The sequence below is a fragment of the Streptomyces sp. Act143 genome (assembly GCF_003143935.1).
In the GTDB taxonomy this organism is placed as follows: Bacteria; Actinomycetota; Actinomycetes; order Streptomycetales; family Streptomycetaceae; genus Streptomyces.
The window spans coordinates 6,139,228-6,163,470 of record NZ_QFRX01000001.1; the positions used below are offsets into that span (position 1 = coordinate 6,139,228).

Genomic DNA, 24,243 nt, shown 5'->3' on the forward strand with positions numbered 1-24,243 from the left:
GTCCGCTGGTTCACCGGCTGAGCCCCCGACCTCCCAGGCCCCACCCCAGGAGTACCCCCATGCACCACGAGCACGAGTACGACTATGTCGTCATAGGCGGCGGCACCGCAGGTTCCGTCATCGCCTCCCGCCTCACCGAGAACCCGGACGTCACCGTCGCCGTCATCGAGGGCGGCCCCAGCGACGTCGGCCGCGACGACGTCCTCACCCTGCGCCGCTGGATGGGCCTGCTCGGCGGCGACCTCGACTACGACTACCCGACGGTGGAGCAGCCCCGCGGCAACTCCCACATCCGGCACAGCCGGGCCCGCGTCCTGGGCGGCTGCTCCTCGCACAACACCCTGATCTCCTTCAAGCCGCTGCCGTCCGACTGGGACGAGTGGGAGGCGGCGGGCGCCAAGGGGTGGGGCGCGGTGCCGATGGAGGCCTACTACGCGCGCCTGCTGAACAACATCGTCCCCGTCGACGAGAAGGACCGGAACGCCATTGCCCGCGACTTCGTCGACGCCGCGCAGAAGGCGACGGGCGTCCCGCGCGTCGAGGGCTTCAACAAGAAGCCCTTCACCGAGGGAGTCGGCTTCTTCGACCTCGCCTACCACCCCGAGAACAACAAGCGCTCCTCCGCGTCGGTGGCGTATCTGCACCCGGTGATGGACGAACGCCCCAACCTGACGATCCTGCTGGAGACCTGGGCCCACCGGCTGGAGCTGGACGGCACGCGCGTGCGGGGCGTCCACGTGCGCGCCGACGACGGCGAGGAGTTCGTCGTACGGGCCCGCAACGAGGTGCTGCTGTGCGCGGGCGCTGTCGACTCGCCCCGGCTGCTGCTGCACTCCGGCATCGGCCCCGCCCGTGACCTGGAGGCCCTCGGCATACCCGTCGCGCACGACCTGCCCGGCGTCGGCGAGAACCTCCTCGACCACCCCGAGTCGGTGATCGTCTGGGAGACCCACGGCCCCATCCCGGAGAACTCCGCGATGGACTCCGACGCCGGCCTCTTCGTGCGCCGCGACCCCGAACACCCGGGCCCGGACCTGATGTTCCACTTCTACCAAATCCCCTTCACCGACAACCCCGAGCGGCTGGGCTACGAACGCCCCTCGCACGGCGTGTCGATGACCCCCAACATCCCCAAGCCGAAGAGCCGCGGCCGCCTGTACCTGACCAGCGCCGACCCGTCGGTCAAACCGGCCCTGGACTTCCGCTACTTCACCGACGAGGACGACTACGACGGCCGCACCCTCGTCGACGGCATCCGCATCGCCCGCGAGATCGCGCGGACCGAGCCGCTGTCGGGCTGGCTGAAGCGCGAGGTGTGCCCCGGGCCGTCCGTGACCGGCGACGAGGAGCTCAGCGAGTACGCCCGCAAGGTCGCCCACACCGTCTACCACCCGGCGGGCACCTGCCGGATGGGCGCCGTGGACGACGAACTCGCCGTGGTCGACCCGGAGTTGCGCATCCGCGGGCTCGACGGCATCCGCGTCGCCGACGCCTCCGTGTTCCCGACGATGACCGCCGTGAACCCGATGATCGGGGTGCTGATGGTCGGGGAACGGGCCGTGGACCTGATCGGGGGTGGTGCGCGATGAACGCACCGGTCTTCTCCGTCGAGAACCTCTGGAAGGTGTTCGGCCCGAAGGCGGACCGCGTCCCCGCGGACCCCGAACTGGCCGCCCTCGACCCCGCCGAACTGCGCGCCCGCACCGGCTGCACCGCCGCCGTCCGGGACGTCTCCTTCGACGTCCGCAAGGGCGAGGTCTTCGTGGTCATGGGCCTGTCCGGCTCCGGCAAGTCCACCCTGGTGCGCTGTCTGACCCGGCTCATCGAGCCGACGGCCGGCACCATCGTCATCGACGGCGAGGACGTCCGCGCCATGGACCGCTCCCGGCTGCGCGAACTGCGCCGCCACCGCGCCGCGATGGTCTTCCAGCACTTCGGCCTGCTGCCGCACCGCACGGTCCTCGACAACGTCGCGTACGGCCTGGAGATCCAGGGCGTGGGCAAGGCCGAACGGCGGGCCCGGGCGGCGGAGATCGTCGCCAAGGTCGGGCTGGACGGCATGGAACAGCGCAGGCCGGACCAGCTCTCCGGCGGGCAGCGTCAACGCGTCGGCCTGGCACGGGCGCTGGCCGTCGACCCCGAGGTCCTCCTCTTCGACGAGCCCTTCAGCGCCCTCGACCCGCTGATCCGCCGGGACATGCAGGAGGAGGTCGTCCGACTGCACCGCGAGGAGGGCCGCACCATGGTCTTCATCACGCACGACCTGAACGAGGCCCTGAAGCTCGGCGACCGCATCGCGCTGATGCGCGACGGCCGCGTCGTCCAACTGGGCACCCCGGAGGAGATCGTGGGCTCCCCGGCCGACGACTACGTCCGCGAGTTCGTCAGGGACGTGCCGCGGGAGCAGGTGCTGACGGTACGCACGGCGATGCGGCCGGTGCCGGGGGCGGACGCGGGCCACGGCCCGGCGGTGGCCCCGGACGCCACGGTCTCGGAAGCGATCGAGGCGGTGGCACGAGCGGGGGAGCCGGCGCGCGTGGTGGACGGAGGCCGGTGCGTGGGGGTGGTGGACGCGGACGGGCTGCTGGACGTGGTGGCCGGCCTCGCCCCGGGCGGTCCCGTCGCCGGCGCGGCACAGGCGGGCGACGGGGGTTCCCCCGCTCGACCGACGCCGAGTGCGGGGGAGGCGCCCCGCAAGCACGGGCAAGCGACCCCGCCCCCGGCCGACACCCACGCGGAGCCCGTCTGATGGCAACGATCACCGCACCGACCCCCCGCGTCGACATCCTCCGCATCCTGAGGCACCGGGCCGCGGCCAAGCTCGCGGTCCTCGCCCTGGTCGCCGCCGTCCTCGTACCGCTGGCGAACGCCCGCTGGGCCGGCGGGGCATGGCCAAACGCCCTGACCATCGACCTCTCCGACCCGCTCACCAGGGCCAGCACCTGGATCGTCGACAACCGCGACACCCACCCCCTCTTCCTCTACTTCTTCGGCCACATCAGCAACGCGATCGTGCTCTGCGTACGCGCCGTGTACCTGGTGCTGCTGGCGGCGGGCTGGGCCGGCGTGACCGCCCTGAGCGCCCTCGTCGCCTGGCGGGTCGCGGGCCCGCGCCTCGCCCTCGGCACAGCGGCGGCGTTCCTCACCTGCGGCCTGCTGGGCATGTGGGTGCCGACCATGCAGACCCTCGCCCTGATGGTCGTGGCGGTCGCCGCCTCCGTCGTCGTGGGCGCGCTGCTCGGGCTCGCCGCCGGACTCTCCGACCGCCTGGACAGGGCCCTGCGCCCGGCCCTGGACACCATGCAGGTGCTCCCGGCCTACGCCTACCTCCTCCCTGTCGTCCTCGTCTTCGGCATGGGCGTCCCCGCCGCCGTCCTCGCCACGGTCGTCTACGCCGCCCCGCCCATGGCCCGCCTCACCGCGCTGGGCCTGCGCGGCGCCGACCCTGAGGTGCTGGAGGCGGTGCGCTCCCTCGGCGCGACCGCCCGCCAGCGGCTGCTGACCGCCCGCATCCCGCTGGCCCGCAAGGAACTGCTCCTCGGCCTCAACCAGACGATCATGATGGCCCTGTCGATGGCGGTCATCGCGTCCGTCATCGGCGCCGGCGGGCTCGGCGACCGCGTCTACCAGGCGCTCGCCTCCGTCGACGTGGGCGCGGCCCTCGCGGCCGGCATCCCGATCGTGCTGCTCGCCGTCGTGCTGGACCGGGTGACCGGAGCCGCGGGCAGCGGCGCGACGTCCTCCGGGTCGTCAGCGGAGGAGTCCTCGGGGACACGGCGCGCGGGATGGGCGTACGCCCTCGTAGCCGCCCTCGCGGTCGCCGTCGCCGGACGTCTCATGGGCCGCCTCGACTGGCCCGACGCCTGGACCGTGGGGATCGCCGAGCCGGTCAACCGGGCCGTCGACTGGATGACCGACCACCTCTACTCCGGCGTCCCCGTCGTCGGCGGCACCGCCGACTGGGCCGCCCACTTCACCACCTGGGTCCTGAACCCGGTCCGGGACGGCCTCCTGTGGCTGCCCTGGTGGTCCGTGCTGCTCCTCGTCGCCGCGCTCGCCTGGCTGATCGGCACCTGGCGCACCGCCCTCACCGCGGTCCTCGCCATGGCCGCGATCGGCGTCCTGGGCGTGTGGAAGCCGTCGCTCGACACCCTCTCCCAGGTCCTGGCGGCCGTCGCCGTCACCCTCGTCATCGGCTTCGCGACCGGCATCGCGGCGGCCCGCAGCGACCGCCTCGAACGGGCCCTGCGCCCCGTCCTGGACGTCTTCCAGACGATGCCGCAGTTCGTCTATCTGATCCCGGTCGTCGCCCTGTTCGGCGTGGGCCGCGCCCCCGCCGTCGCCGCGGCCGTCGTCTACGCGCTGCCCGCCGTCGTCCGCATCACCACCCAGGGCCTGCGCCAGGTCGACCCGGCGGCGCTGGAGTCCTCGAACTCCCTGGGCGCGACCACCTGGCAGCAGCTGCGACAGGTCCAACTCCCGCTCGCCCGGCCCGCGTTGCTGCTCGCCGTGAACCAGGGCGTGGTCCTGGTCCTCGCCGTCGTCATCATCGGCGGCCTGGTCGGCGGTGGCGCTCTCGGCTACGACGTCGTCTTCGGCCTCGCCCAAGGTGACCTCGCGACCGGTCTGGTGGCCGGTGCCGCGATCGTCTGCCTCGGCCTGATGCTCGACCGGGTGACGCAGCCGACGGAACGCCGTACGAAGAAGGGAGCGTGACATGCGTATCCGTACCCGTGTCTGTACGACCGCCGTGATCGCCTCGCTCGCGCTGCTCACCGGCTGCGGCGCCGCCGACATGACCAAGCAGGCCTCGCCGTTCGCCAACGCCCAGGGCGCGAAGACGGTGACCCTGTCCGTCCAGTCCTGGGTCGGCGCGCAGGCCAACGTGGCCGTCGCCCAGTACCTCCTGGAGCACGAGCTCGGCTACCGCGTCGACACCGTGCAGGTCGACGAGGTCCCCGCCTGGGACGCGCTCAGCCAGGGCCGGGTCGACGCGATCCTGGAGGACTGGGGCCACCCCGAGCAGGAGCAGCGTTACGTCGACGACAAGAAGACCATCACACGCGGCGGCGAACTGGGCGTGACCGGCCACATCGGCTGGTACGTCCCCACGTACTTCGCCAAGCAGCACCCCGACGTGACGAACTGGAAGAACCTGAACAAGTACGCCGGGCAGATGCGCACCGCGGAGAGCGGCGGCAAGGGCCAGCTCATGGACGGCTCACCGTCGTACGTCACCAACGACAAGGCGCTGGTGACCAACCTCGACCTGGACTACCAGGTCGTCTTCGCCGGCTCCGAGGCCGCGCAGATCACCCAGATCAAGCAGTTCGCCAAGGAGAAGAAGCCCTTCCTCACCTACTGGTACGCACCCCAGTGGCTGTTCGAGAAGGTCCCCATGACCGAGGTGAAACTGCCCGCGTACAAGGAGGGCTGCGACACCGACCCCGAGAAGGTCGCCTGCGGCTACCCGCACACCCCGTTGGAGAAGTACCTCAACTCCGACTTCGCCCGCTCCGGCGGCAAGGCCGCGGCCTTCCTGAAGAAGTTCAAGTGGACGACCGAGGACCAGAACGAGGTCTCCCTGCTGATCGCCGACCAGAAACTGACGCCGGAGGCGGCGGCGAAGAAGTGGGTGGAGGAACACCAGGCCACGTGGAAGACCTGGCTCGCCTGACGCCACTCAGCGCAGTTCCTCCATCAGCTCATGGAGGATCGCGCTGGTCCGCCGTTGCAGACCCGGCCCGAACGTGACGCGAGTGGCCCCGAGTGCGCCGAGTTCGGCGGGCGAGGGGCCCGCACCGACCCTCGCGACCACGTTCACCGGCCCGTGGATCCCGGAACGCAGCAGCGGCAGCACCTCCGCCGGGGCGCCGATCGGATACACGCAATCGGCGCCCGCGGCGGTGTACAACGCGGCCCGCTCGATGGCCCGTTCGGGATCGGCGACCCCGCGCAGGAACGTGTCGACGCGGGCGTTGACGAAGAGCTCGTCCCCGGCGGCGCAGCGCACCTCGGCGAGCCACTCCGCATGCCGGTGCGGGTCCTTGAGGACACCCCCGTCGGAGTCCTCGAGGTTGCAGCCCACGGCGCCCGCCTCCAGCAGCCGCTCCACCAGCTCCTTCGGCGCCAGCCCGTACCCGTCCTCGACGTCCGCGGACACCGGTACGTCCACCGCGCGGGTGATCCGCGTGATCGCAGCGAACATCTCGTCGGCCGGCGTCTCCCCGTCCTCGTAGCCCAGCGAGGCGGCGACCCCCGCGCTGGGTGTCGCGAGGGCGGGCCAGCCCGCCTCGGCGAACACCCGGGCACTGGCCGCGTCCCAGGGCCCCGGCAGCACCAGCGGATCGTCCGCGGCAGGACGCCGATGGAGCCTACGGAAGACATCGACCTTGCGCATCGCGGATGACCTCCCGGCGCTCATGGTGTGTAACCCCCCGGCGGGATGCGGCGGCTCACCATCACCCGGTTCCAGTTGTTGATGGCGACGATCAGACCGATCAGATGGGTGAGCCGGGCCTCGTCGAAGTGCTTGGCCGCCGTCTCGTACACGGCGTCCGGCACGAAACCGTCCGTCAGGACGGTCATCGCCTCCGTCAACGCGAGCGCGGCCCGCTCCCGCTCGTCAAAGACCCCCTCGGCCTCCTGCCAGGCGGCCAGCAGATCCAACTGCCGCTCGCTCACCCCGTGTTCGCGGGCGATACGCAGATGCATGTCGAGGCAGAACGCGCAGTGGTTGAGCTGCGAGGCCCGGATCACGACGAGCTCGGCGAGCCCGGGGTCCCCGAGCCCGCGCTTCGCGGCGGCACTGAGCGCCGACATGGCCTGCGCGACCGGCGCGTCCAACAACCGCGTACGCGTGCTCACTTGTGCCCCGGCTGATAGTGCCCGGGAACGAGCCGGCAGGTCACCCCGAACCGGTTCCACGCGTTGATCACCGTGATCGCCGCGATCAGCTGCGCCAGCTCAGCCTCCTCGAAATGAGCAGCCGCCCGCTCGTACACGGCATCCGGCACGAACCCGTCGGTGAGCACGGTCACCGCCTCCGTCAGCGCCAGCGCCGCGAGCTCCCGCTCGGTGTAGAAGTGCTCCGACTCCTCCCACGCGCTGAGCTGGACGATCCGCTCCACGCTCTCGCCCGCCGCGAGGGCGTCCTTGCTGTGCATGTCGACGCAGAGCGCGCAGCGGTTGATCTGCGAGGCGCGGACCTTCACGAGCTCCAGCAGCCTCGGGTCGAGGCCCTTCCTGGCGGCGGCGTCGAGCCGGACCATCGCCTTGAAGACCTCGGGGGCCTGCTCGGCCCAGGCCAGCCGGGGGGTGTGCTCGGGGGCGTAGCGCACGGCGGTGCCGCCGTTATCGGTGCTGGTGCTGGTGCTGGTGCTGGTGCTGGTGCCGGTGTTTGCCGCGTTGCCGGCACTGGTGTCGGTGGGGATGTGCGTCGTCATGCCCTCGACCCTAGATTCGAGGCAGCCCACGGGTATGGTCCATTTCCATGGCGAAATCATGGGCCACTTTGGGCGTCGATCTCCATCTGGAACTCACTGGTCCGCACCTGCGCCGGGGCCTGACCGACGCCCTGCGCCAAGCGGTCCGCTCCGGCCGCCTGGCCCCGGGAACACGGCTCCCCTCCTCCCGCAGCCTCGCCGCCGACCTGGGCATCGCCCGCAACACGGTCGCCGACGCCTACGCCGACCTGGTCGCCGAGGGCTGGCTCACCGCACGGCAGGGCTCGGGCACGAGGGTGGCGGAAGGGGCGGCGACGGGGATGGGGGCAGGAGGGGCGGCGACGGGGATGGGGGCAGGAGGGGCGACTGGGGCGGCGGCTGGGGGAGAGGCCGGGGCGGTGGCTGGGGCGGCGGCTGGGGGAGAGGCCGGGGCGGTGGCTGGGGCGGTGCCGGGGGCGGTGGCTGGGGTGCCTTCCTCGTCGTCGGGGGAGTGGGGGAGGGCGGAGGCAGGGACAGTGCCGTCGCCGTTTCCGCACCCCTTCCCCGCCCCATTCCCGTCCCCGGGCCCCCGCCAGCCGCGCCGACCCGCCCACGACTTCCGCCCCGGCGTCCCCGACCTGGCCGCCTTCCCCCGCGCCGAGTGGCTGAAGGCGGCCCGACGCGCCCTCCTCGCGGCCCCGCACCACGCCTTCGGCTACGGCGACCCCCGCGGCCGCGTCGAACTCCGCACCGCTCTCGCCGGCTACCTCGCCCGCGCCCGCGGCGTCCGCGCCGACCCCGACCGCATCCTGGTCTGCTCGGGCATCGCCCACGGGCTGCGCCTGCTCGGCACCGTCCTGCGGGCCCGCGGCGTCGGCACCGTCGCCGTGGAGTCGTACGGCCTGGACGCGCACTGGAACCAGCTGACGCAAGCCGGCCTGCGCATCCCGCCCCTGCCCTACGACCACCGCGGCACGAATCCGGCGGGGCTGGGCGACGCGGGCGCGGTTCTCCTCACCTCCGCCCACCAGTTCCCGATGGGCCTCCCGCTGCACCGGGACCGTCGCACCGCGGTGGTCGACTGGGCACGCCGCACCGGCGGCCTGATCCTGGAGGACGACTACGACGGCGAGTTCCGCTACGACCGCCAACCCGTCGGCGCCCTCCAGGGCCTGGACCCCGAACGCGTCGTCTACCTCGGCACAGCGAGCAAGGCCCTGGCCCCTGGACTGCGCCTGGCCTGGATGGTCCTGCCCTCGACCCTGGCGGCGGAGACCGCGGCGGCGAAGGGCACGGTGGACACTTCCAGTGCCCTGGACCAGCTGACCCTGGCGGAGTTCATCACGTCCGGTGCCTACGACCGTCATGTCCGCGCCTCCCGCCTCCGCTACCGCCGCCGCCGGGACGCCCTGCTCACCGCCCTCGCCGCTCAGGCCCCCGACGTCCACATCACCGGCATCGCCGCCGGCCTCCACGCCGTCCTGCGCCTCCCACCGGGCACCGAGCACTCCGTCGTCCAGTCCGCCGCCTGGCAGGGCGTGGCCCTCCACGGCCTCTCCTTCTTCCGCCACCCCGAGGCCCGCCCCGACGGCTTGGACGCGGTGGTCGTCGGCTACGGCAACCCGTCGGACAGCGCGTGGACGGGCGCACTGGAGGCACTGTGCAGGGCGATGCCGTAGCGGGTGGGGAGGTGGTCGGGCGCTCGCGCGGTGGGTGCGGTGGTGTTGCGGGCGCGAGGTGGGCGGGGCGGTGTTACGGGCGGTCGGGCGTGGTGGGGGCGCGAGCCCGTTGACGGGCGCCGTCCGTGCTCTGCCGTGCCGTGGCCGGCGCCCCCAGTCACCCCGTTTCCGGCGGTGCCTCACCGAACCGTGCCAGCCCCAGCGCGCCGACCACCGCCACCAGGAACCCCGACACCGCCAGCCACTCCAACCCCTCCCGCGTACGGTCGCCGAGCCACACCACACCCACCAGCGCGGGCCCGACCGTCTCCCCGATGACCATCGCCGCGGTCGCCGTCGTCACCGACCCCCGCTGCAACGCCGACGTCAGGCACAAAAACGCCGCGCCCCCGCCGACGAGCAGCGCATACGTCGCCGGATGAGTGATGAGCGACAAGGGAGCGAGCGAGTCGATCAGCCGAACCGCCACCTCGACCACCCCGAACCCGAGCCCCGCCCCGAGCCCGAGCAGCAACCCCCGCCGCCGCCCGGACAGCCGCCCACCCCCGAGCCCGAGCAGCAGCACCCCCACCGCTGCCCCGAGCATCACCCACTTCAGCGCCGCCGGCCCGCCCAGATCCCCCTCCGTCCCGGACGCCACCCCCAACATTGCGAGCCCGGCACACACCACTCCCACCGCTCCCCACTCCACCCCGCTCAACCGCACCCGCAGCAACCGCGCCGCGACCACCGCCGTCACCGCGAGGCTCGACGCCAGCGCCGCCCCGACCGCGTAGATCGGAACCGACCGCAGCGCCGCGATCTGCAGCACGAACCCCAGCCCGTCCAGCCCCAGCCCGGCCACATATCGCCACTGCCGCACCGCCCGCAGCAGGAGGGCCGCCTCCCCGCCACCCCCCTCGGCTGCGCCCGCCGCCCGGGCCGCGACCGCCTGCAACACCGTCGCCGTACCGAAACAGACCGCCGCGCCGAGCGCACACACCATCCCAAAGAGCACAAAGCGACTGTAGGGGAGGGGTGCAGACGGACGGGTGCCTGCACGGGTACTCTCACCGATCTCTAGGCTGACCGCCGGACAACGGCCACGAACCACGGGGAGACAGGGAACATGGCGGAAACTCGGCGGCGGCTGCGCTCCAGTACGGTCGTGCTCGGCGGCATGGGAGTCGTCGCGGCGGCACTGACCTCCTGCGGCTCCGACCCCGACCGCCGCTGTGTCGACCGCGACAGCTACACCTACGAGGGCTACAAGGTCGTCGCCGACAGGAACTGCAACACCGGCAGCTCGGGCTCCTCGTCCTCCACCGGCAAGGGCGGCAAGAAGAAGACGGGTACCGGCAAGAGCACCGACGCCGCCTGGTACTACGACGCCGACGTCAGCAACGGCCGCGCCGACTACGGCACCTTCAGCAAGAGTGAGGCCGTGGACCGCGGCGGCTTCGGCTGCTCCGGCGGCAGCGGCGGCGGCTGAGCGCGGACGCACGGACACGCCACAGAGAGACGACATGGAACGCCGCATCATCGAGCCCCGCCCCGGCTGGCAGCAGACCGTGGAGGCGCAGGGCCTGATCTACCCGCTCACCCGCTACCCCGACGACTCCCTGCGCCCCTACTGGGACGAGAGCGCCTACTACGCCTTCTCCCTGGAGGAGATCGAGGCCCTGGAGGAGGTGGTCGAGGAACTCCACCGCATGTGTCTGGCGGCGGCGGACCACATCGTCACCGCGGGCCGCTTCGCCGACCTCGGCATCACCGACCCGCGCGTCGCGAACGCGGTCGCCGAGGCCTGGCGCCGTCGCGCCGAACTCCCCTCCGTCTACGGCCGGTTCGACCTCCGCTACGACGGCACGGGCCCGGCCAAGCTGCTGGAGTACAACGCCGACACCCCCACCTCGCTCGTCGAGGCCGCCTCCCCGCAGTGGTTCTGGATGGAGGAGCGCTTCCCCGGCGCCGACCAGTGGAACTCCCTGCACGAACGCCTCGTCGCCGCCTGGAAGAAGCAGGCCGCGCTGCTCCCGCCGGGCAGCCCGCTGTACTTCGCGTACTCCTCCGCCGACGAACTCGGTGAGGATCTGATGACGGTCGCCTACCTCCAGGAGACCGCCGAGCAGGCCGGCCTCGACACCGCCTGGATCTCCATGGAGGAGATCGGCTGGGACCGCCTCTCCGGCCGCTTCGTCGACCAGCAACTCCGCTTCATCCGCAGCTGCTTCAAGCTCTATCCGTGGGAGTGGCTGACGACGGACCGCTTCGCCGACCACGTCCTCGACACTCTCGACAACGGCGGCGGCACCGGCACCACTCTGTGGATCGAACCCGCCTGGAAGATGCTCTTGAGCAACAAGGCACTTCTGGCCATTCTCTGGGAGCTCTACCCCGGCCACCCGAACCTCCTTCCCGCCTACCTCGACGGGCCGAGGGACCTGGCGACGACGACGGGTTACGTGGCCAAACCACTGCTCGGCCGCGAGGGCGCCGGCGTCACCATCCACGAACCGCACACCGCGGACACCGTGCCTGTCCTGCGCGAAGAGGCCTGCTGCTACCAGGCGTTGGAGCCCCTGCCCGACTTCGACGGCAACCGTGTCGTGCTGGGCGCCTGGGTCGTCGAGGACGAGTCGGCGGGTCTCGGCATCCGTGAATCGGCCGGATTGGTGACCGACGAATACGCGCGCTTCCTGCCGCACGTGATCCTCTGACGCGACACAATGACCGCCCCACGACAACGAAGAGGGATGATTCGGTGGGCGACACGGTCACGATGGAGAGCGGATACGTCTCAGCCCCCTCCTGGGAGCAGGAGCACGGGCGGCTGCTGGCGCTGGAGGAGATCCATGACAGCCAGAGCCGTCACCGCCTGACGGAACTGGGAGTCACCGAAGGCTGGCACTGCCTTGAGGTGGGCTGCGGTGCCGGCAGCATCGCGCGCTGGTTGGCCAAACAGGTCGGCGCCGTCGGCCGGGTGCTGGCCACCGACCTGGACACCGGCTTCGTCAATGGCCGCGGCCTGTCCAACCTGGAGATCCGCACCCACGACCTCATCAAGGACGACCTCCCCGACGCCGCCTTCGACCTCGTGCACGCACGAGCCGTGGTGGAGCACCTCCCCGACCGCGACGAGGCGCTGCGTCGGCTGGCCGCGGCGACCCGCCCCGGCGGCTGGGTGCTCGTCGAGGACTTCGACATCGACGGTCCTACGCTCCCGGCCGCCCACTCCAGTCTGCCCGGTCACAGCGAGTCGGCCGAGCGCCTCGGCCGCGCCCTCCGCGCCGCCTTCGGCGCCGCCGGAACGGCCCCCGGCACCCGGCACCGTCTGCCCCAGGCCCTGCGGGACGCCGGACTGACCGATGTCGGCACCCAGGTCCACGCCCCCGTCATCACCGGCGGCGCAGCGGCCTTCCTCCCCCTCACCCTGCGCTCACTGCGCCCCCACCTCCTGGCCACCGGCGAGGTGAGCGACCTGGACATCGAGGACGTCATCACCCTGACGAAGTACCAAGGGACCACCTGCATCCCCAACTTCATGGTCCTCGCCTGGGGGCGGAAGGCGGCGTGACCGCTCAGGGGAGCACCGCCGCCAGCTGAGCCAACCCCCAGTCCAGATCCTCCTCGCCGATCACCAGGGGCGGGGCGATGCGGATCGTCGGGCCGTGGGTGTCCTTCACGAGCACGCCTCGGCGCATCAGCTTCTCCGAGACCTGCCGACCCGTTCCGTGAACGGGGGCGATGTCCACACCCGCCCACAGGCCGCGGCCGCGTACCGCTGTCACGCGGCCGGTGGCGGCCAACTTGCCCAGTTCACGGTGCAGATGGGCACCCAGTGCTGCGGATCGTGCCTGGTACTCACCGGTCCGCAGCATGGCGATCACCTCCAGGGCCACCGCGCAGGCCAGCGGGTTCCCGCCGAACGTCGAGCCGTGTTCGCCGGGCCGGAACACGCCCAGCACCGCCGCGCTCGACACCACCGCCGACACCGGCACGATCCCACCGCCCAGTGCCTTGCCGAGCACATACACATCGGGCACCACGTTCTCGTGCTCGCAGGCGAACGTCCGTCCCGTCCGTCCCAGTCCCGACTGGATCTCGTCCGCGATGAACAGCACATTCCGCTCGCGTGTCAGCTCCCGTACCGCCGGCAGATAGCCCGTCGGCGGGACCAGGACCCCCGCCTCACCCTGGATCGGCTCCAGCAGCACGGCCACCGTGTTCTCCGTGACCGCCGCGCGCATCGCCGTCAGATCACCGAACGGCACGATCTGGAAGCCGGGGGTGTACGGACCGTAGTCCGCCCGCGCCTCGGGGTCCGTGGAGAAACTGATCAGCGTCGTCGTACGGCCGTGGAAGTTGTTCCCCATCACCACGATCTTCGCCATCTCCGCGGGCACGCCCTTGACCCGGTACCCCCATTTCCGGGCGGTCTTCACCGCCGTCTCCACCGCCTCCGCGCCGGTGTTCATCGGCAGCACCATCTCCATCCCGCACAGCTCGGCCAGCTCGGAGCAGAACGCGGCGAACCGGTCGTGATGGAACGCCCGGCTGGTCAGCGTCACCCGCTCCAGCTGAGCCTTCGCCGCATCGACGAGGCGCCGGTTGAGGTGGCCGAAGTTGAGCGCCGAATAGCCCGCCAGCAGATCCAGATACCGCCTCCCCTCCACATCCGTCAGCCAGGCTCCGTCCGCCGTGGCCACGACCACGGGCAGCGGGTCATAGTTGTGCGCGGTGTGGGCCTCGGCCGACGCGATCAGCCTCTCCGCGGCGTTCACGAGCACTCCCAGGGGTGAGGGTGGTCCCCTTCCTATCGTCGCTCGCATGGTGGACGCAGGCCCTCCGTCGTCCGACGCGCCCGGTAGGCTGACCGGCAGGCCGTGACTGGCGCGCTGGGATGGGACGGACCATCGGGGAGCGGCCTGTGAATGACCGAGTGCCGTGCGCCTGGGCCGAACCGTGAATCGTGACCGCAACCGCCACGCCATCCGGAGGCCGACGACATGTCAGAGCAGCAGCCCCTCTCCAGCGAGTCCACCGCCTTTCGCGCCGCCCTCGACGTGATCCGCGCCGTCGAGCCGCGCGTCGCCGACGCCATCGGCCAAGAGGTCCACGACCAGCGCGAGATGCTCAAGCTGATCGCATCTGAGAACTACGCCTCCCCGGCCACTCTCCTGGCCATGGGCAACTGGTTCAGCGACAAGTACGCCGAGGGCACCGTCGGCCGCCGCTTCTACGCCGGCTGCCGCAACGTCGACACCGTCGAGTCCCTCGCCGCCGAGCACGCCAAGGAGCTCTTCGGCGCCCGCCACGCCTACGTTCAGCCGCACTCCGGCATCGACGCCAACCTCGTCGCGTTCTGGTCCGTCCTCGCCGACCGTGTCGAGGCCCCGTTCCTGGAGAAGGCCGGCGCCCGCCAGGTCAACGACCTCACCGACGCCGACTGGGCCGAGCTCCGCCAGGCCTTCGGCAACCAGCGCATGCTCGGCATGTCCCTGGACGCCGGCGGCCACCTCACCCACGGCTTCCGCCCGAACATCTCCGGCAAGATGTTCGACCAGCGCTCCTACGGCACCGACCCGGCGACCGGCCTGATCGACTACGAGGCGCTGCGGGTGTCCGCCCGCGAGTTCAAGCCGCTCATCATCGTGGCCGGTTACTCCGCCTACCCGCGACTGGTGAACTTCCGCATCATGCGCGAGATCGCCGACGAGGTCGGGGCGACCCTCATGGTGGACATGGCGCACTTCGCCGGCCTGGTCGCGGGCAAGGTGCTGACCGGCGACTTCGACCCGGTCCCGCACGCCCAGATCGTCACCACCACCACCCACAAGTCGCTGCGCGGCCCGCGCGGCGGCATGGTCCTGTGCGACGACTCCCTCAAGGACCAGGTCGACCGCGGCTGCCCCATGGTCCTCGGCGGCCCGCTCCCGCACGTCATGGCCGCGAAGGCGGTGGCCCTGGCCGAGGCCCGGCAGCCCTCCTTCCAGGACTACGCCCAGCGCATCGTCGACAACTCCCAGGCCCTGGCGGAGGGCCTCATGCGCCGCGGCGCGACCCTGGTGACCGGCGGCACCGACAACCACCTCAACCTGATCGACGTCGCCACCTCCTACGGCCTCACCGGCCGCCAGGCCGAGGCCGCGCTCCTGGAGTCCGGCATCGTCACCAACCGCAACGCGATCCCCGCCGACCCCAACGGTGCCTGGTACACCTCCGGCATCCGCATCGGCACCCCCGCCCTGACCACCCGCGGCCTGGGCACCGCCGAGATGGACGAGGTCGCCGGACTCATCGACCGCGTCCTCACCACCGCGGAGCCGGGCACCACCAAGTCGGGTGCCCCCTCCAAGGCCGCGCACGTCCTGGACGCCAAGGTCGCCGACGAGATCTCGCACCGCGCGACCGACCTCGTGGCGGGCTTCCCGCTGTACCCGGAGATCGACCTGGGCTGATCAACACCCTGTTGAGTTGTCAAAGAACGGTGACTCACGCAGACCGGTCGGCCGATCAGAGGTCGATCACAGATCGATGAGCTCCTGACGTGGCTCCTCCCGCGGCGGACCGGCTTCCTGTCGGTCCGCCGCGCGGCGTATCAGCAGCGTCCCGCCGACCCCGGCCGCGAGTCCTGGCAGCGCCCACCACCAGTCCGTGCCGTCACCCGACCCCGACTCCCGGTCAGCCGGGGCCGCCGCGAGCGCCGGGTCGGTGCTCCGCGTCGCTTCCGGGGCCGCCGCGGCCGTGCCGTACATGTCCCACGGCGGTGGGTACTCCACGGGGTAGTCGCCGTCCGTGGGCTTGCCCATCACGCCCAGGTCCTTCAGGAGCTCGCGGAGCACGGCGGGCCGCTGAGCGCGGTGCCAGGTGCCGTTCGTCGACGAGTCCAGGTTCGCCGCCGTATGAATCCAGACCGCCTCGGACTTCCCCGCCGCGTAGACCCGGTCGACCCGCCACGGCGTCACGTCGTGCAGCATCCAGGTGACGTTGATCTGCGGGCCGGCGACCAGGTCGGCCTCCGGCGGCTTGCTCGCCGTGCCGGTGCCCGGTTCGCCGAGCAGCCGCTCCAACGTGCCGTACTCCTTGTCGGAGTGGTACAGCGACGCCGTCTCCGCGCTCTCCGGCGAGACGATCAGCACGCTGGTCGGTCCGCCGGCCGCCGCCGATCCAGCACTTACGAGCGCGAGTCCGATCGCCGCCGCCGACACCCCTGCCGCGGCCGTCATCCGACGAGCGCCGCCGCTCCGATTCCTAGCCCGCCTGCGCATCCCGAGCCCCCAACCTGCCGATGTCGTACGGCCCGCCCGGTCCCCGCGAGCCGTGTGTCACTTCTGGTACACCGCTCGGCCCGCCGGGGTTCCCATCCCGCCCGCACTATTCGGAGGGAGCCCCCGAGGACCCCGTGAGCGAGTCAGTGATCGAGTCCGCGATCGAGTCAGTGCCCGACTCCGCGACCAGTTCTGGGAGCGACCTCGCGATCTCCAGCGCCCGCGCCTTCGACTCCACACCCTCCAGCCGCAGCGTCACCTCCGCGACACCCGCCTCACGGGTCCACAGCAAGGTCGGTCCGGCTGTCCGCTCCTCGTGGCGGTAGCGCTCCCCGTCCGCGTCCACCAGCCAGAAGCGCAGCAGGTGGGGACGGGGAAACCACAGGGCGATGTCGTTCGCGCCGCCCGCTTCGGCGCCGCTCAACGAGATCCACTCCGGCTGCTCGCGCACGGTCTTCGTGAAGGCCAGGTCCAGCCCCGCCGCGAACTCGTCCAGCCGGACCGTCCCGCCGCGCTCACGCCAGCACAGCCCGACCAGCGCGCGTCCGGACGGCCCCTCGGTCACCGACACCGCGTCCGGGGTGCCGAGCGCGTCCGGCACCAGCGGCTCGAACCCGGCCCGCCGCACGGCCTGCGCCCAGGACACGGACCGCCCGCAGCCGGGCACCTCGGCCCCCGGCGAGGGCACCGCCGACGGGTCGTATCGCACCTCGACCCCGCCGAAGTCGAACCAGTCGTAGACCGCGGCCCGCACGGGCGGAGTGAGCGTGAGCACCGTCAGCAGACCGCACAGCGTCGCGGTCAGGGACCGCCACCGCAGCCGCGTCCAGCGCCGGACGGCTCGCAGCCGCTCCCGGGCGCCCCGGGGCTCGGCCACCGGGACCGGCAGCTGCTCGGCCAGTATCTGCCCCAGCACCCGCTCGACCATGGTCTCGGAACCGAGGGAACCCTCCGCGCCCTCGGCGGCATCCAGCGACCGCCCCAGCGCCCGCAGTTCCTCCGGCAGCCGGGCGGCATCGACCGCACGCCCGCCGTCCTGCTCGCGCCTCCGCCGCCCCGGGCCCCGCTCCCCGCCACGGCCGCGCGGGCCCCGCCCACCGGCGCCCCCGGAGCCACGGCCGCCCTCACCGTCGTAGGCCTTCCGTCCCTCACTCACGCTCATCACCCCCTTCCCGAGGCTCGGCGTCCGGCAGCAGTCGGCCCAGTTTCCGCAGGGCGCGGTTGAGCCGCGACTTCACCGTCCCCCGGGGCCAGCCCAGGGCCTGGGCCGTCTCCGACTCGTCCATCTCCAGCAGATAGCGGTACGTGACGACCAGGCGGTGCTCCTCGCTCAGTTTCTCCAGAGCGGACTGGAGCGCGGCGCGGCGCTCTATCTCCAGCGCCGCGACCGCCGGGTCCGCCGATTCCGGTATCAGCGGCTCCGCCTCCACGAAGGCCGCCTCGCGGCCGGCGAGCGTGCGCTGCCGGGCCGCCGTCCGCACTGTGTTCCTCGTCTCATTGGCGACGATCGACAGCAGCCACGGCCGGAACGACGCGCCGTCCTTGAACCTGCCCAGCGCGCAGTACGCCTTGACGAAGGCCTGCTGCACCACGTCCTCCGCGTCCGCACCCGCCCCGAGTGCCGCGGCCGCCCGGAGCGCGATGCCCGTGTGGGCGCGCACCAGCTCCGCATACGCCTCCGGCTCCCCGGCGCGTACGCGTGCGATCACCGCGGCCTCATCGACGATGCGGCCCCCCTCCCGCGTTCTCACACCCTTGTTACACCGCAGGAGACGGATCGGTTCCCATCTGTTTCCGACCAGTTCCGGATCGCACCCCGACACCTGAGAGAATGGTGAGCATGGCCTCTGACAGTCCTCGCGTGCTCTCCGGAATCCAGCCCACCGCGGGCTCGTTCCACCTCGGCAACTACCTCGGCGCCGTCCGTCAGTGGGTGGCCCTGCAGGAGTCCCACGACGCGTTCTACATGGTCGTCGACCTGCACGCGATCACGCTCCCGCAGGACCCGGCGGACCTGCGGGCCAACACCCGCCTGGCCGCCGCCCAGCTCCTCGCGGCGGGCCTCGACCCGGAGCGCTGCACGCTCTTCGTCCAGAGCCATGTCCCCGAGCACGCGCAGCTCGCCTGGGTCTTCAACTGCCTCACCGGCTTCGGCGAGGCCTCCCGCATGACCCAGTTCAAGGACAAGTCCGCCAGGCAGGGCGCCGACCGCGCCAGCGTCGGTCTCTTCACGTACCCGATCCTCCAGGTCGCGGACATCCTGCTGTACCAGGCCAACGAGGTCCCCGTCGGCGAGGACCAGCGCCAGCACATCGAGCTCACCCGTGACCTCGCCACGCGCTTCAACGGCCGCTTCGGCGAGACCTTCACCCTTCCGAAGCCGTACATCCTCAAGGAGACGGCGAAGATCTACGACCTTCAGGACCCGTCGATCAAGATGAGCAAGTCGGCGTCCACGCCGAAGGGCCTCATCAACCTCCTCGACGACCCGAAGACCACCGCCAAGAAGGTCAAGAGCGCGGTCACCGACACCGACACCGTCATCCGCTACGACGCCGAGAACAAGCCGGGCGTCAGCAACCTGCTCACCATCTACTCGACCCTCACGGGCACGGGAATCGCGGAACTGGAGCAGAAGTACGACGGCAAGGGCTACGGTGCGCTCAAGACGGACCTCGCCGAGGTCATGGTCGAGTTCGTGACGCCGTTCCGGGAGCGCACCCAGCAGTATCTGGACGACCCGGAGACGCTGGACTCGATCCTGGCCAAGGGTGCGGAGAAGGCGCGTGCCGTCGCGGCGGAGACGCTGGCCCAGGCCTACGACCGGGTCGGCTTCCTGCCCGCCAAGCACTGAGCCGAGCACGCACGCGTACCACCGCACAGGAAACCGCACAGACGTACCACTGGACAGAGCGCTGCACATCACTACGGTTGCGCCTGCCCACAACACAGGCGTGGCCGTACAGTCGATAGCCGGACGGCAGGGACGAACCCGACATGGGGGAGTCCCCCGACACCCGAGAGGGAAGACAGGAGACGACGTGGGGACCGTAACGATCGGCGTGTCGATCGCGGTCCCGGAGCCTCACGGCAGCCAGCTCCAGCAGCTGCGCGCGGGCTTCGGCGACGCCGCGGCTCACGGCATCCCCACGCATGTCACCCTGCTGCCCCCGACGGAGGTCGAGGAGGACGCGCTGCCCGCCATCGAGGCGCACCTCACCGAGGTCGCCGCCTCCGGCCGAGCGTTCGCGATGCGGCTGTCCGGCACCGGAACCTTCCGGCCGCTGTCCCCGGTGGTGTTCGTGCAGGTCGCCGAGGGCGCCGAGGCGTGCGCGTGGCTCCAGAAGCAGGTCCGCGACGCCTCCGGCCCCGTCGCCCGCGAACTCCAGTTCCCGTACCACCCGCACGTCACGGTCGCCCACGGCATCGACGAGGCGGCCATGGACCGCGCGTACGAGGAACTCGCCGACTACGAGGCCCAGTGGCCCTGCACCGGCTTCGCCCTCTACGAGCAGGGCGCGGACGGCGTGTGGCGCAAGCTGCGCGAGTACGCCTTCGGCGGGGCCGCCGTGGTGCCGCCGCAGGGCTCCTCCGCCGCCGTGGAACAGGGCACGAACGCCCACTGACCGGGCCGCGCCGGGACGACGGAGGACGGGACGGCGTCTGTGAGTCCGGCACGGGCTCTGTGAGTCCGGCACGGCTCAGAGCCCGAGATCCCGTCCCCGCAGGCGTCCTGAGATCCTCTTCCACGAGCAGTCAACTCTGCCCCTGGGGGTCGCTCGCCGCCCTGACGGCCGCTAGATCGGCAGCCGCCGGAACGCCTCGCGCGGTACGTGCCGCAGGGCCGACATCACCCACCGGAGCACCCCGGGCACCCACACCGTCTCCGAACGGCGCCTGAGGCCCAGCTCGACGGCCGTCGCGACCTCCTCAGGCGTCGTCGCGAGCGGGGCCTCAGGCAGCCCGGCGGTCATCTTCGTGCGCACGAACCCGGGGCGTACGACCATGACGTGCACGCCGGTCCCGTGCAGGGCGTCGCCGAGGCCCTGGGCGAAGGCGTCGAGGCCGGCCTTGCTGGAGCCGTAGATGAAGTTGGCGCGGCGCGCGCGTTCGCCGGCGACCGAGGAGAGGACCACCAGGGAGCCGTGGCCCTGGGTCTGCAACGCGCGCGCGGAGACCAGCCCCGCCGACACCGCCCCCGTGTAGTTGGTCTGCGCGACCCGCACCGCGTCGAGCGGTTCTCGCTCGTCGTGCGCCTGGTCGCCGATGATGCCGAAGGCCAGCAGCACCATGTCGATGTCGCCCTCGGCGAAGACCTTGCCGAGCACCGCCTCATGGGACTCGGGGTCGAGCGCGTCGAAGGCGACGGTGTGCACGTCCGCCCCCAGCGCGCGCAGGTCGGCCGCGGACCGCTCCAGCGCGGGCGAGGGGCGCCCGGCCAGCCACACCGTGCGGGTGCGGCGGGCGACGAGACGGCGGGCGGTGGCCAGCGCGATCTCGGAGGTGCCGCCGAGGACGAGCAGGGACTGGGGGAGGCCGAAGGCGTCCTTCACGGCAGGGGCTCCAATGGGTCGAGGGGGGCGTTTTCAGAGGCCGAGACGGCGGGACAGGTCCGAGACGAACACCCCGCGCGGGTCCAGTTCCGCACGCAGGGCGCGGAAGTCGTCGAGGCGCGGGTACATCGCGGCGAGCAGTTCGGGGCGCAGCCGGGAGTCCTTGGCGAGGTAGACGCGGCCTCCGGCCGCGGCCACCTCCTCGTCGAGTTCGTCGAGGAGGACACCGAGGCCGGGCAGACCCGCCGGGATGTCCAGCGCCAGGGTCCAGCCGGGCAGCGGGAAGGAGAGCCAGCCCGGGTCGCCGTCCCCGAACCGCTTGAGGACGGCCAGGAAGGACGGACAGCGGCGCTCCGAGAGGCGGCGCACGATCCGGCGCAGGGTGTCCTCCCGGCCGTACGGGACGACGAACTGGTACTGCACCAAGCCGCCGCGCCCGTAGATCCGGTTCCAGTGCGGGACCCCGTCCAAGGGGTGGAAGAAGGCGGCGATCGTCTGAAGCCGGCCGGTACGCGCGCGTGGAGCCTTGCGGTACCAGAGTTCGTTGAACCAGCCGACGGTACGGCGGCTCAGCAGCCCCTCCGGGAGGACGGCGGGCGGAGCCGGGAGCTGGGAGGGCCGGAACGCCAGCGCGTCCCTGCGCGCGCGGGTGCCCAGGGCTTCGAGGGGCGCGTGGTCGCCGCGCGTGAGCACCGCGCGGCCGGTGGCCGCGCCGCGCGCCAGCAGGTCGATCCAGGCGACCGAGTAGCGGTAGTGGTGGTCGGTGGCGGACAGCCGGGCCATCAGGTCGTCGAGGTCACGCGCGCGTTCGGTGTCGACCGACATCAGCGAGGTCCGCACGGGCTGGAGCTGCACCGTCGCGGTCAGGATCACGCCGCTCAGGCCCATGCCGCCGGTGGTCGCGTCGAACAGGGGCGTGCCGCGGCTCACCGTGCGGATCTCGCCGTCGGCGGTGAGGAGTTCGAACGACAGCACGTGCCGGGAGAAGGAGCCGGAGACGTGGTGGTTCTTGCCGTGGATGTCGGCGCCGATCGCCCCGCCCACCGTGACGTGGCGCGTGCCGGGGGTCACCGGGACGAACCAGCCGAGCGGCAGCAGGACCTGCATCAGCCGGTGCAGGGAGACGCCCGCGTCGCACAGCACGATGCCGTTGCCGGCGTCGATGACGTGGACGCGGTCCAGGGCGGTCATGTCGAGGACCGCGCCGCCCGCGTTCTGCGCCGCGTCGCCGTACGCCCGTCCGAGGCCCCTGGGGATGCCTCCGCGGGCTCCGCAGCCCCGGACCGCGGCCGCGGCCTCCTCGTACGTCCTCGGGCGGATCAGGCGGGCCGCGGTGGGTGCCGTACGGCCCCATCCCGTGACGGAAACGGTCTCGGCAGACATGTCGGCGACCGTATCGCCCCGAAGCGGGTGATTTGTTTCCAAACATTCCGGGTCATCGATCCCCTCCCCGAAATGGGTGATTAATGGGATGTCGCTCAATATTGCCGGAGTTCGGGCGATGCCGACGTGAACAGTGAGTTCACATGGACCCATTCGACGATCCCGGCGCCCTCGACACTCGTCATGGCATGGACCGCCGAATCCTTTCGGCGTTCAGGGCGTACGGTGCCGATCCGCGCGTAGGTGGTGCCGCGCGCGCCCTGTCCCGGGCCGGCGAGCACGCGGCTCTGTGGCTCGCGGTGGGCCTCGCGGGAGCCGCCGTGGACGGCGCGCGGCGCGGCGCCTGGTTGCGCGGAACGGCGCTCACCGCGGGCGCGCACGTCGTCAGCATGGGCGTGAAGAGGGTGGTGCGACGCCCACGCCCCGCGCACGTCGAACCCCTCGTACGCACCGCCGGTCGCTACTCCTTCCCGAGTTCGCACGCGACCTCCGCCGCGGCCGCCGCGGTCGCCTTCGGCGCGCTGGGGTCGTACGGGATGCGCGGGGCGTGGGAGGCGCGCGGGGCGTGCGGGACACCTGCGGGGCGCTCACGACACGGCGCGCGCCTCATTCCGCCCCTCGCCACCGCGATGTGTCTCTCGCGCCTGGTCGTCGGCGTCCACTACCCCTCGGACGTCGCGGCGGGCGCGGCCCTGGGGGCGCTCACGGCGCGCTTCGGGGCGCGCTGGATGCGGGGAGGCGCGCGTGACTGAGGCAGCGCCCCTCACCGACAACGGACATCCTGACGGCGCGCACCCCCACGCCGGGCGCCCCGGCACCGCGCCTGCCCACACCGAGCGCCCCGACGGCGCGCACCCCACCACCCCGGCGCTCCATGCCCAGCGCACGCCCCCAAGACCCCCCGCACCACCCCGCCCCCGCTCCGTCCTCGGCGGCCTGCTCAAGACCGCCCGTCCCAAGCAGTGGGTCAAGAACGTCCTCGTCGTCGCCGCCCCCGCGGCCGCCGGCCGGCTCTTCGCCTGGCACGCCCTCACCCGACTCGCGCTGGTCTTCGCGCTGTTCACGGCCTGCGCCGCCGCCGTCTACCTGATCAACGACGCCCGCGACGCCGACGCCGACCGCGCCCACCCCACCAAGCGACACCGCCCGGTGGCCGCCGGACAGGTGCCCGTGCCCGTCGCGTACGGAGCCGGAGGCGTCCTCGCAGTCCTGGCGCTCAGCCTCGCCTGCTGGCTCACCCCGCCCCTCGTCCCGGCCCTGCTCACCGCGTATCTGGGCATGCAACTGGCCTACTGCGTCAGCCTCAAGCACGTCCTGGTCGTCGACCTCGTCGTCGTGACGACCGGGTTCCTGATGCGGGCGATGGTCGGCGGGCTCGCCCTCGGGATTCCGCTGTCGCGCTGGTTCCTGATCACGACCGGCTTCGGGGCGCTGTTCATGGTGGCGGCCAAGCGCTATTCCGAAGCCGTGCAGATGGCGGGCACAGCGGGCGCCACGCGCGCGTTGCTCACCGAGTACACGACGGGTTACCTGCGCTTCGTCTGGCAGCTAGCGGCCGGGGTCGCCGTCCTCGGGTACTGCCTGTGGGCCCTGCAGGACGAAGGGGCCGCCGCCGGAACGACGGGCGCCGCGCTCGCCGCCGCCGCGGACACCGGCCTGCTGCCCTGGCGCCAGCTGTCCGTCGTGGCGTTCATCCTCGCGGTCCTGAGGTACGCCGTCTTCGCCGACCGCGGCACCGCGGGCGAGCCGGAGGAGGTCGTCCTGGGCGACCGCGCGCTCGCGCTCATCGGCCTGGTGTGGCTGGCGATGTACGGGCTGGCGGTGGCGCATTGCTAGGCCGGCCGGCAACCCCGCACGGACAACTCCCAGGCCGCTCAAGTGGAAACACGCCCACCGGCCTTGAGCTCACCTCACCGACCCCCCTCACCGTTCCCGCACACCGACCCCCCTCACC

At 72.1% G+C, this 24,243-nt stretch carries 23 protein-coding genes and 1 riboswitch; of the genes, 13 read left to right on the forward strand and 10 right to left on the reverse strand.

The window, feature by feature from the left end; genetic code table 11:
• The first annotated feature begins 59 nt into the window (after window positions 1–59).
• Genes DI272_RS28025 through DI272_RS28040 form a run of 4 tightly spaced genes read left to right on the forward strand, consistent with a single transcriptional unit; the run spans window position 60 to window position 5,677 of the window.
• Complete coding sequence (locus tag DI272_RS28025; protein ID WP_109497995.1) at window positions 60–1,589, forward strand: GMC family oxidoreductase; 1,530 nt, start codon at window positions 60–62, stop codon at window positions 1,587–1,589.
• Window positions 1,586–2,749: a glycine betaine/L-proline ABC transporter ATP-binding protein gene (locus tag DI272_RS28030; protein ID WP_109497996.1), complete on the forward strand. Its 1,164-nt coding sequence runs from the start codon at window positions 1,586–1,588 to the stop codon at window positions 2,747–2,749. The genes DI272_RS28025 and DI272_RS28030 overlap by 4 nt, the downstream gene beginning before the upstream one ends.
• Entirely contained in the window at window positions 2,749–4,716 is a 1,968-nt protein-coding gene (locus tag DI272_RS28035; protein WP_109497997.1) for a proline/glycine betaine ABC transporter permease, read from the forward strand. The genes DI272_RS28030 and DI272_RS28035 overlap by 1 nt, the downstream gene beginning before the upstream one ends.
• Before the next feature lies 1 nt (window position 4,717).
• Complete coding sequence (locus DI272_RS28040) at window positions 4,718–5,677, forward strand: ABC transporter substrate-binding protein (protein WP_109497998.1); 960 nt, start codon at window positions 4,718–4,720, stop codon at window positions 5,675–5,677.
• Window positions 5,678–5,683: 6 nt separating this feature from the next.
• Here DI272_RS28040 and DI272_RS28045 read toward each other — a convergent pair whose 3' ends face one another.
• Genes DI272_RS28045 through DI272_RS28055 form a run of 3 tightly spaced genes read right to left on the reverse strand, consistent with a single transcriptional unit; the run spans window position 5,684 to window position 7,445 of the window.
• Window positions 5,684–6,400: an isocitrate lyase/phosphoenolpyruvate mutase family protein gene (locus DI272_RS28045; RefSeq protein WP_109497999.1), complete on the reverse strand. Its 717-nt coding sequence runs from the start codon at window positions 6,398–6,400 to the stop codon at window positions 5,684–5,686.
• 20 nt (window positions 6,401–6,420) lie between these two features.
• Window positions 6,421–6,867 (reverse strand): carboxymuconolactone decarboxylase family protein, encoded by a 447-nt coding sequence (locus DI272_RS28050; protein ID WP_109498000.1) that lies wholly within the window; start codon window positions 6,865–6,867, stop codon window positions 6,421–6,423.
• The gene (locus DI272_RS28055; protein WP_258314700.1) at window positions 6,864–7,445 is read right to left on the reverse strand and encodes a carboxymuconolactone decarboxylase family protein; all 582 of its coding nucleotides are present in this window, start codon (window positions 7,443–7,445) and stop codon (window positions 6,864–6,866) included. Before DI272_RS28055 ends, DI272_RS28050 begins: the two co-directional genes overlap by 4 nt.
• 47 nt (window positions 7,446–7,492) lie before the next feature.
• Here DI272_RS28055 and DI272_RS28065 point away from each other — a divergent pair, with 47 nt between their 5' ends.
• A complete protein-coding gene (locus tag DI272_RS28065) occupies window positions 7,493–9,103 on the forward strand; it encodes a PLP-dependent aminotransferase family protein (RefSeq protein ID WP_109498001.1) in 1,611 nt (536 codons plus the stop codon).
• 157 nt (window positions 9,104–9,260) lie between these two features.
• Here the strand turns inward: DI272_RS28065 and DI272_RS28070 are convergent, their stop codons facing one another.
• On the reverse strand, window positions 9,261–10,088 hold the full coding sequence (locus DI272_RS28070; protein WP_109498002.1) for a hypothetical protein: 828 nt from the start codon (window positions 10,086–10,088) through the stop codon (window positions 9,261–9,263).
• A gap of 123 nt (window positions 10,089–10,211) precedes the next feature.
• Between DI272_RS28070 and DI272_RS28075 the strand changes: the two genes are divergently transcribed.
• The 3 genes from DI272_RS28075 to DI272_RS28085 are packed head-to-tail and all read left to right on the forward strand — an operon-like array spanning window position 10,212 to window position 12,659.
• Complete coding sequence (locus DI272_RS28075) at window positions 10,212–10,574, forward strand: hypothetical protein (RefSeq protein ID WP_109498003.1); 363 nt, start codon at window positions 10,212–10,214, stop codon at window positions 10,572–10,574.
• A 34-nt stretch (window positions 10,575–10,608) separates the two neighbouring features.
• On the forward strand, window positions 10,609–11,802 hold the full coding sequence (locus DI272_RS28080; RefSeq protein WP_109498004.1) for a glutathionylspermidine synthase family protein: 1,194 nt from the start codon (window positions 10,609–10,611) through the stop codon (window positions 11,800–11,802).
• 44 nt (window positions 11,803–11,846) lie between these two features.
• Entirely contained in the window at window positions 11,847–12,659 is an 813-nt protein-coding gene (locus DI272_RS28085; protein ID WP_109498005.1) for a class I SAM-dependent methyltransferase, read from the forward strand.
• 4 nt (window positions 12,660–12,663) lie between these two features.
• On the opposite strand, the gene rocD is transcribed toward DI272_RS28085, so the two are convergent.
• Window positions 12,664–13,866 carry an ornithine--oxo-acid transaminase gene (gene rocD, locus DI272_RS28090; protein WP_258314701.1) on the reverse strand — a complete coding sequence of 401 codons (1,203 nt, stop codon included), beginning with the start codon at window positions 13,864–13,866 and terminating at the stop codon, window positions 12,664–12,666.
• A gap of 92 nt (window positions 13,867–13,958) precedes the next feature.
• Window positions 13,959–14,048: riboswitch (ZMP/ZTP riboswitch) on the forward strand.
• A gap of 43 nt (window positions 14,049–14,091) precedes the next feature.
• Here rocD and DI272_RS28095 point away from each other — a divergent pair.
• A complete protein-coding gene (locus DI272_RS28095) occupies window positions 14,092–15,543 on the forward strand; it encodes a glycine hydroxymethyltransferase (protein ID WP_109498007.1) in 1,452 nt (483 codons plus the stop codon).
• A gap of 66 nt (window positions 15,544–15,609) precedes the next feature.
• Here DI272_RS28095 and DI272_RS28100 read toward each other — a convergent pair whose 3' ends face one another.
• The 3 genes from DI272_RS28100 to DI272_RS28110 all read right to left on the reverse strand — a co-directional run bounded on the left by DI272_RS28100 (window position 15,610) and on the right by DI272_RS28110 (window position 18,104).
• The gene (locus DI272_RS28100; RefSeq protein WP_258314702.1) at window positions 15,610–16,311 is read right to left on the reverse strand and encodes a hypothetical protein; all 702 of its coding nucleotides are present in this window, start codon (window positions 16,309–16,311) and stop codon (window positions 15,610–15,612) included.
• Between the two features lie 148 nt (window positions 16,312–16,459).
• On the reverse strand, window positions 16,460–17,515 hold the full coding sequence (locus tag DI272_RS28105) for a hypothetical protein (protein ID WP_109498009.1): 1,056 nt from the start codon (window positions 17,513–17,515) through the stop codon (window positions 16,460–16,462).
• The gene (locus DI272_RS28110) at window positions 17,502–18,104 is read right to left on the reverse strand and encodes an RNA polymerase sigma factor (protein ID WP_181387333.1); all 603 of its coding nucleotides are present in this window, start codon (window positions 18,102–18,104) and stop codon (window positions 17,502–17,504) included. Before DI272_RS28110 ends, DI272_RS28105 begins: the two co-directional genes overlap by 14 nt.
• 89 nt (window positions 18,105–18,193) lie before the next feature.
• On the opposite strand from DI272_RS28110, the gene trpS reads away from it, so the two are divergent.
• Both trpS and DI272_RS28120 read left to right on the forward strand, forming a co-directional pair.
• The gene (trpS, locus tag DI272_RS28115) at window positions 18,194–19,207 is read left to right on the forward strand and encodes a tryptophan--tRNA ligase (RefSeq protein ID WP_109501071.1); all 1,014 of its coding nucleotides are present in this window, start codon (window positions 18,194–18,196) and stop codon (window positions 19,205–19,207) included.
• 187 nt (window positions 19,208–19,394) lie between these two features.
• Window positions 19,395–19,979 carry a 2'-5' RNA ligase family protein gene (locus DI272_RS28120; protein ID WP_109498011.1) on the forward strand — a complete coding sequence of 195 codons (585 nt, stop codon included), beginning with the start codon at window positions 19,395–19,397 and terminating at the stop codon, window positions 19,977–19,979.
• A gap of 171 nt (window positions 19,980–20,150) precedes the next feature.
• Here the strand turns inward: DI272_RS28120 and DI272_RS28125 are convergent, their stop codons facing one another.
• Together DI272_RS28125 and DI272_RS28130 are read right to left on the reverse strand one after the other, a co-directional pair.
• Window positions 20,151–20,906 carry a decaprenylphospho-beta-D-erythro-pentofuranosid-2-ulose 2-reductase gene (locus tag DI272_RS28125; RefSeq protein WP_109498012.1) on the reverse strand — a complete coding sequence of 252 codons (756 nt, stop codon included), beginning with the start codon at window positions 20,904–20,906 and terminating at the stop codon, window positions 20,151–20,153.
• 33 nt (window positions 20,907–20,939) lie between these two features.
• Window positions 20,940–22,289 (reverse strand): FAD-binding oxidoreductase, encoded by a 1,350-nt coding sequence (locus DI272_RS28130; protein WP_109498013.1) that lies wholly within the window; start codon window positions 22,287–22,289, stop codon window positions 20,940–20,942.
• Between the two features lie 143 nt (window positions 22,290–22,432).
• Here DI272_RS28130 and DI272_RS28135 point away from each other — a divergent pair, with 143 nt between their 5' ends.
• Both DI272_RS28135 and DI272_RS28140 read left to right on the forward strand, forming a co-directional pair.
• Window positions 22,433–23,041 (forward strand): phosphatase PAP2 family protein, encoded by a 609-nt coding sequence (locus DI272_RS28135; RefSeq protein ID WP_181387334.1) that lies wholly within the window; start codon window positions 22,433–22,435, stop codon window positions 23,039–23,041.
• Window positions 23,034–24,125, forward strand: coding sequence for a decaprenyl-phosphate phosphoribosyltransferase (locus DI272_RS28140; RefSeq protein ID WP_109498014.1), 1,092 nt, complete (start codon window positions 23,034–23,036; stop codon window positions 24,123–24,125). Before DI272_RS28135 ends, DI272_RS28140 begins: the two co-directional genes overlap by 8 nt.
• Window positions 24,126–24,243 lie beyond the last annotated feature (118 nt).

Excerpts from the sequence above, each read along its gene's own strand:
- DI272_RS28025 (WP_109497995.1), top strand. The coding sequence starts at position 60 with ATGCACCACGAGCACGAGTACGACTATGTCGTCATAGGCGGCGGCACC.
- DI272_RS28070 (WP_109498002.1), bottom strand. The coding sequence starts at position 10,088 with ATGGTGTGTGCGCTCGGCGCGGCGGTCTGTTTCGGTACGGCGACGGTG.
- DI272_RS28075 (WP_109498003.1), top strand. The coding sequence starts at position 10,212 with ATGGCGGAAACTCGGCGGCGGCTGCGCTCCAGTACGGTCGTGCTCGGC.
- DI272_RS28055 (WP_258314700.1), bottom strand. The coding sequence starts at position 7,445 with ATGACGACGCACATCCCCACCGACACCAGTGCCGGCAACGCGGCAAAC.
- DI272_RS28030 (WP_109497996.1), top strand. The coding sequence starts at position 1,586 with ATGAACGCACCGGTCTTCTCCGTCGAGAACCTCTGGAAGGTGTTCGGC.
- DI272_RS28135 (WP_181387334.1), top strand. The coding sequence starts at position 22,433 with ATGGACCCATTCGACGATCCCGGCGCCCTCGACACTCGTCATGGCATG.
- DI272_RS28080 (WP_109498004.1), top strand. The coding sequence starts at position 10,609 with ATGGAACGCCGCATCATCGAGCCCCGCCCCGGCTGGCAGCAGACCGTG.
- DI272_RS28040 (WP_109497998.1), top strand. The coding sequence starts at position 4,718 with ATGCGTATCCGTACCCGTGTCTGTACGACCGCCGTGATCGCCTCGCTC.
- DI272_RS28095 (WP_109498007.1), top strand. The coding sequence starts at position 14,092 with ATGTCAGAGCAGCAGCCCCTCTCCAGCGAGTCCACCGCCTTTCGCGCC.
- DI272_RS28105 (WP_109498009.1), bottom strand. The coding sequence starts at position 17,515 with ATGAGCGTGAGTGAGGGACGGAAGGCCTACGACGGTGAGGGCGGCCGT.
- DI272_RS28065 (WP_109498001.1), top strand. The coding sequence starts at position 7,493 with ATGGCGAAATCATGGGCCACTTTGGGCGTCGATCTCCATCTGGAACTC.
- DI272_RS28045 (WP_109497999.1), bottom strand. The coding sequence starts at position 6,400 with ATGCGCAAGGTCGATGTCTTCCGTAGGCTCCATCGGCGTCCTGCCGCG.
- trpS (WP_109501071.1), top strand. The coding sequence starts at position 18,194 with ATGGCCTCTGACAGTCCTCGCGTGCTCTCCGGAATCCAGCCCACCGCG.
- DI272_RS28035 (WP_109497997.1), top strand. The coding sequence starts at position 2,749 with ATGGCAACGATCACCGCACCGACCCCCCGCGTCGACATCCTCCGCATC.
- DI272_RS28100 (WP_258314702.1), bottom strand. The coding sequence starts at position 16,311 with ATGACGGCCGCGGCAGGGGTGTCGGCGGCGGCGATCGGACTCGCGCTC.
- DI272_RS28130 (WP_109498013.1), bottom strand. The coding sequence starts at position 22,289 with ATGTCTGCCGAGACCGTTTCCGTCACGGGATGGGGCCGTACGGCACCC.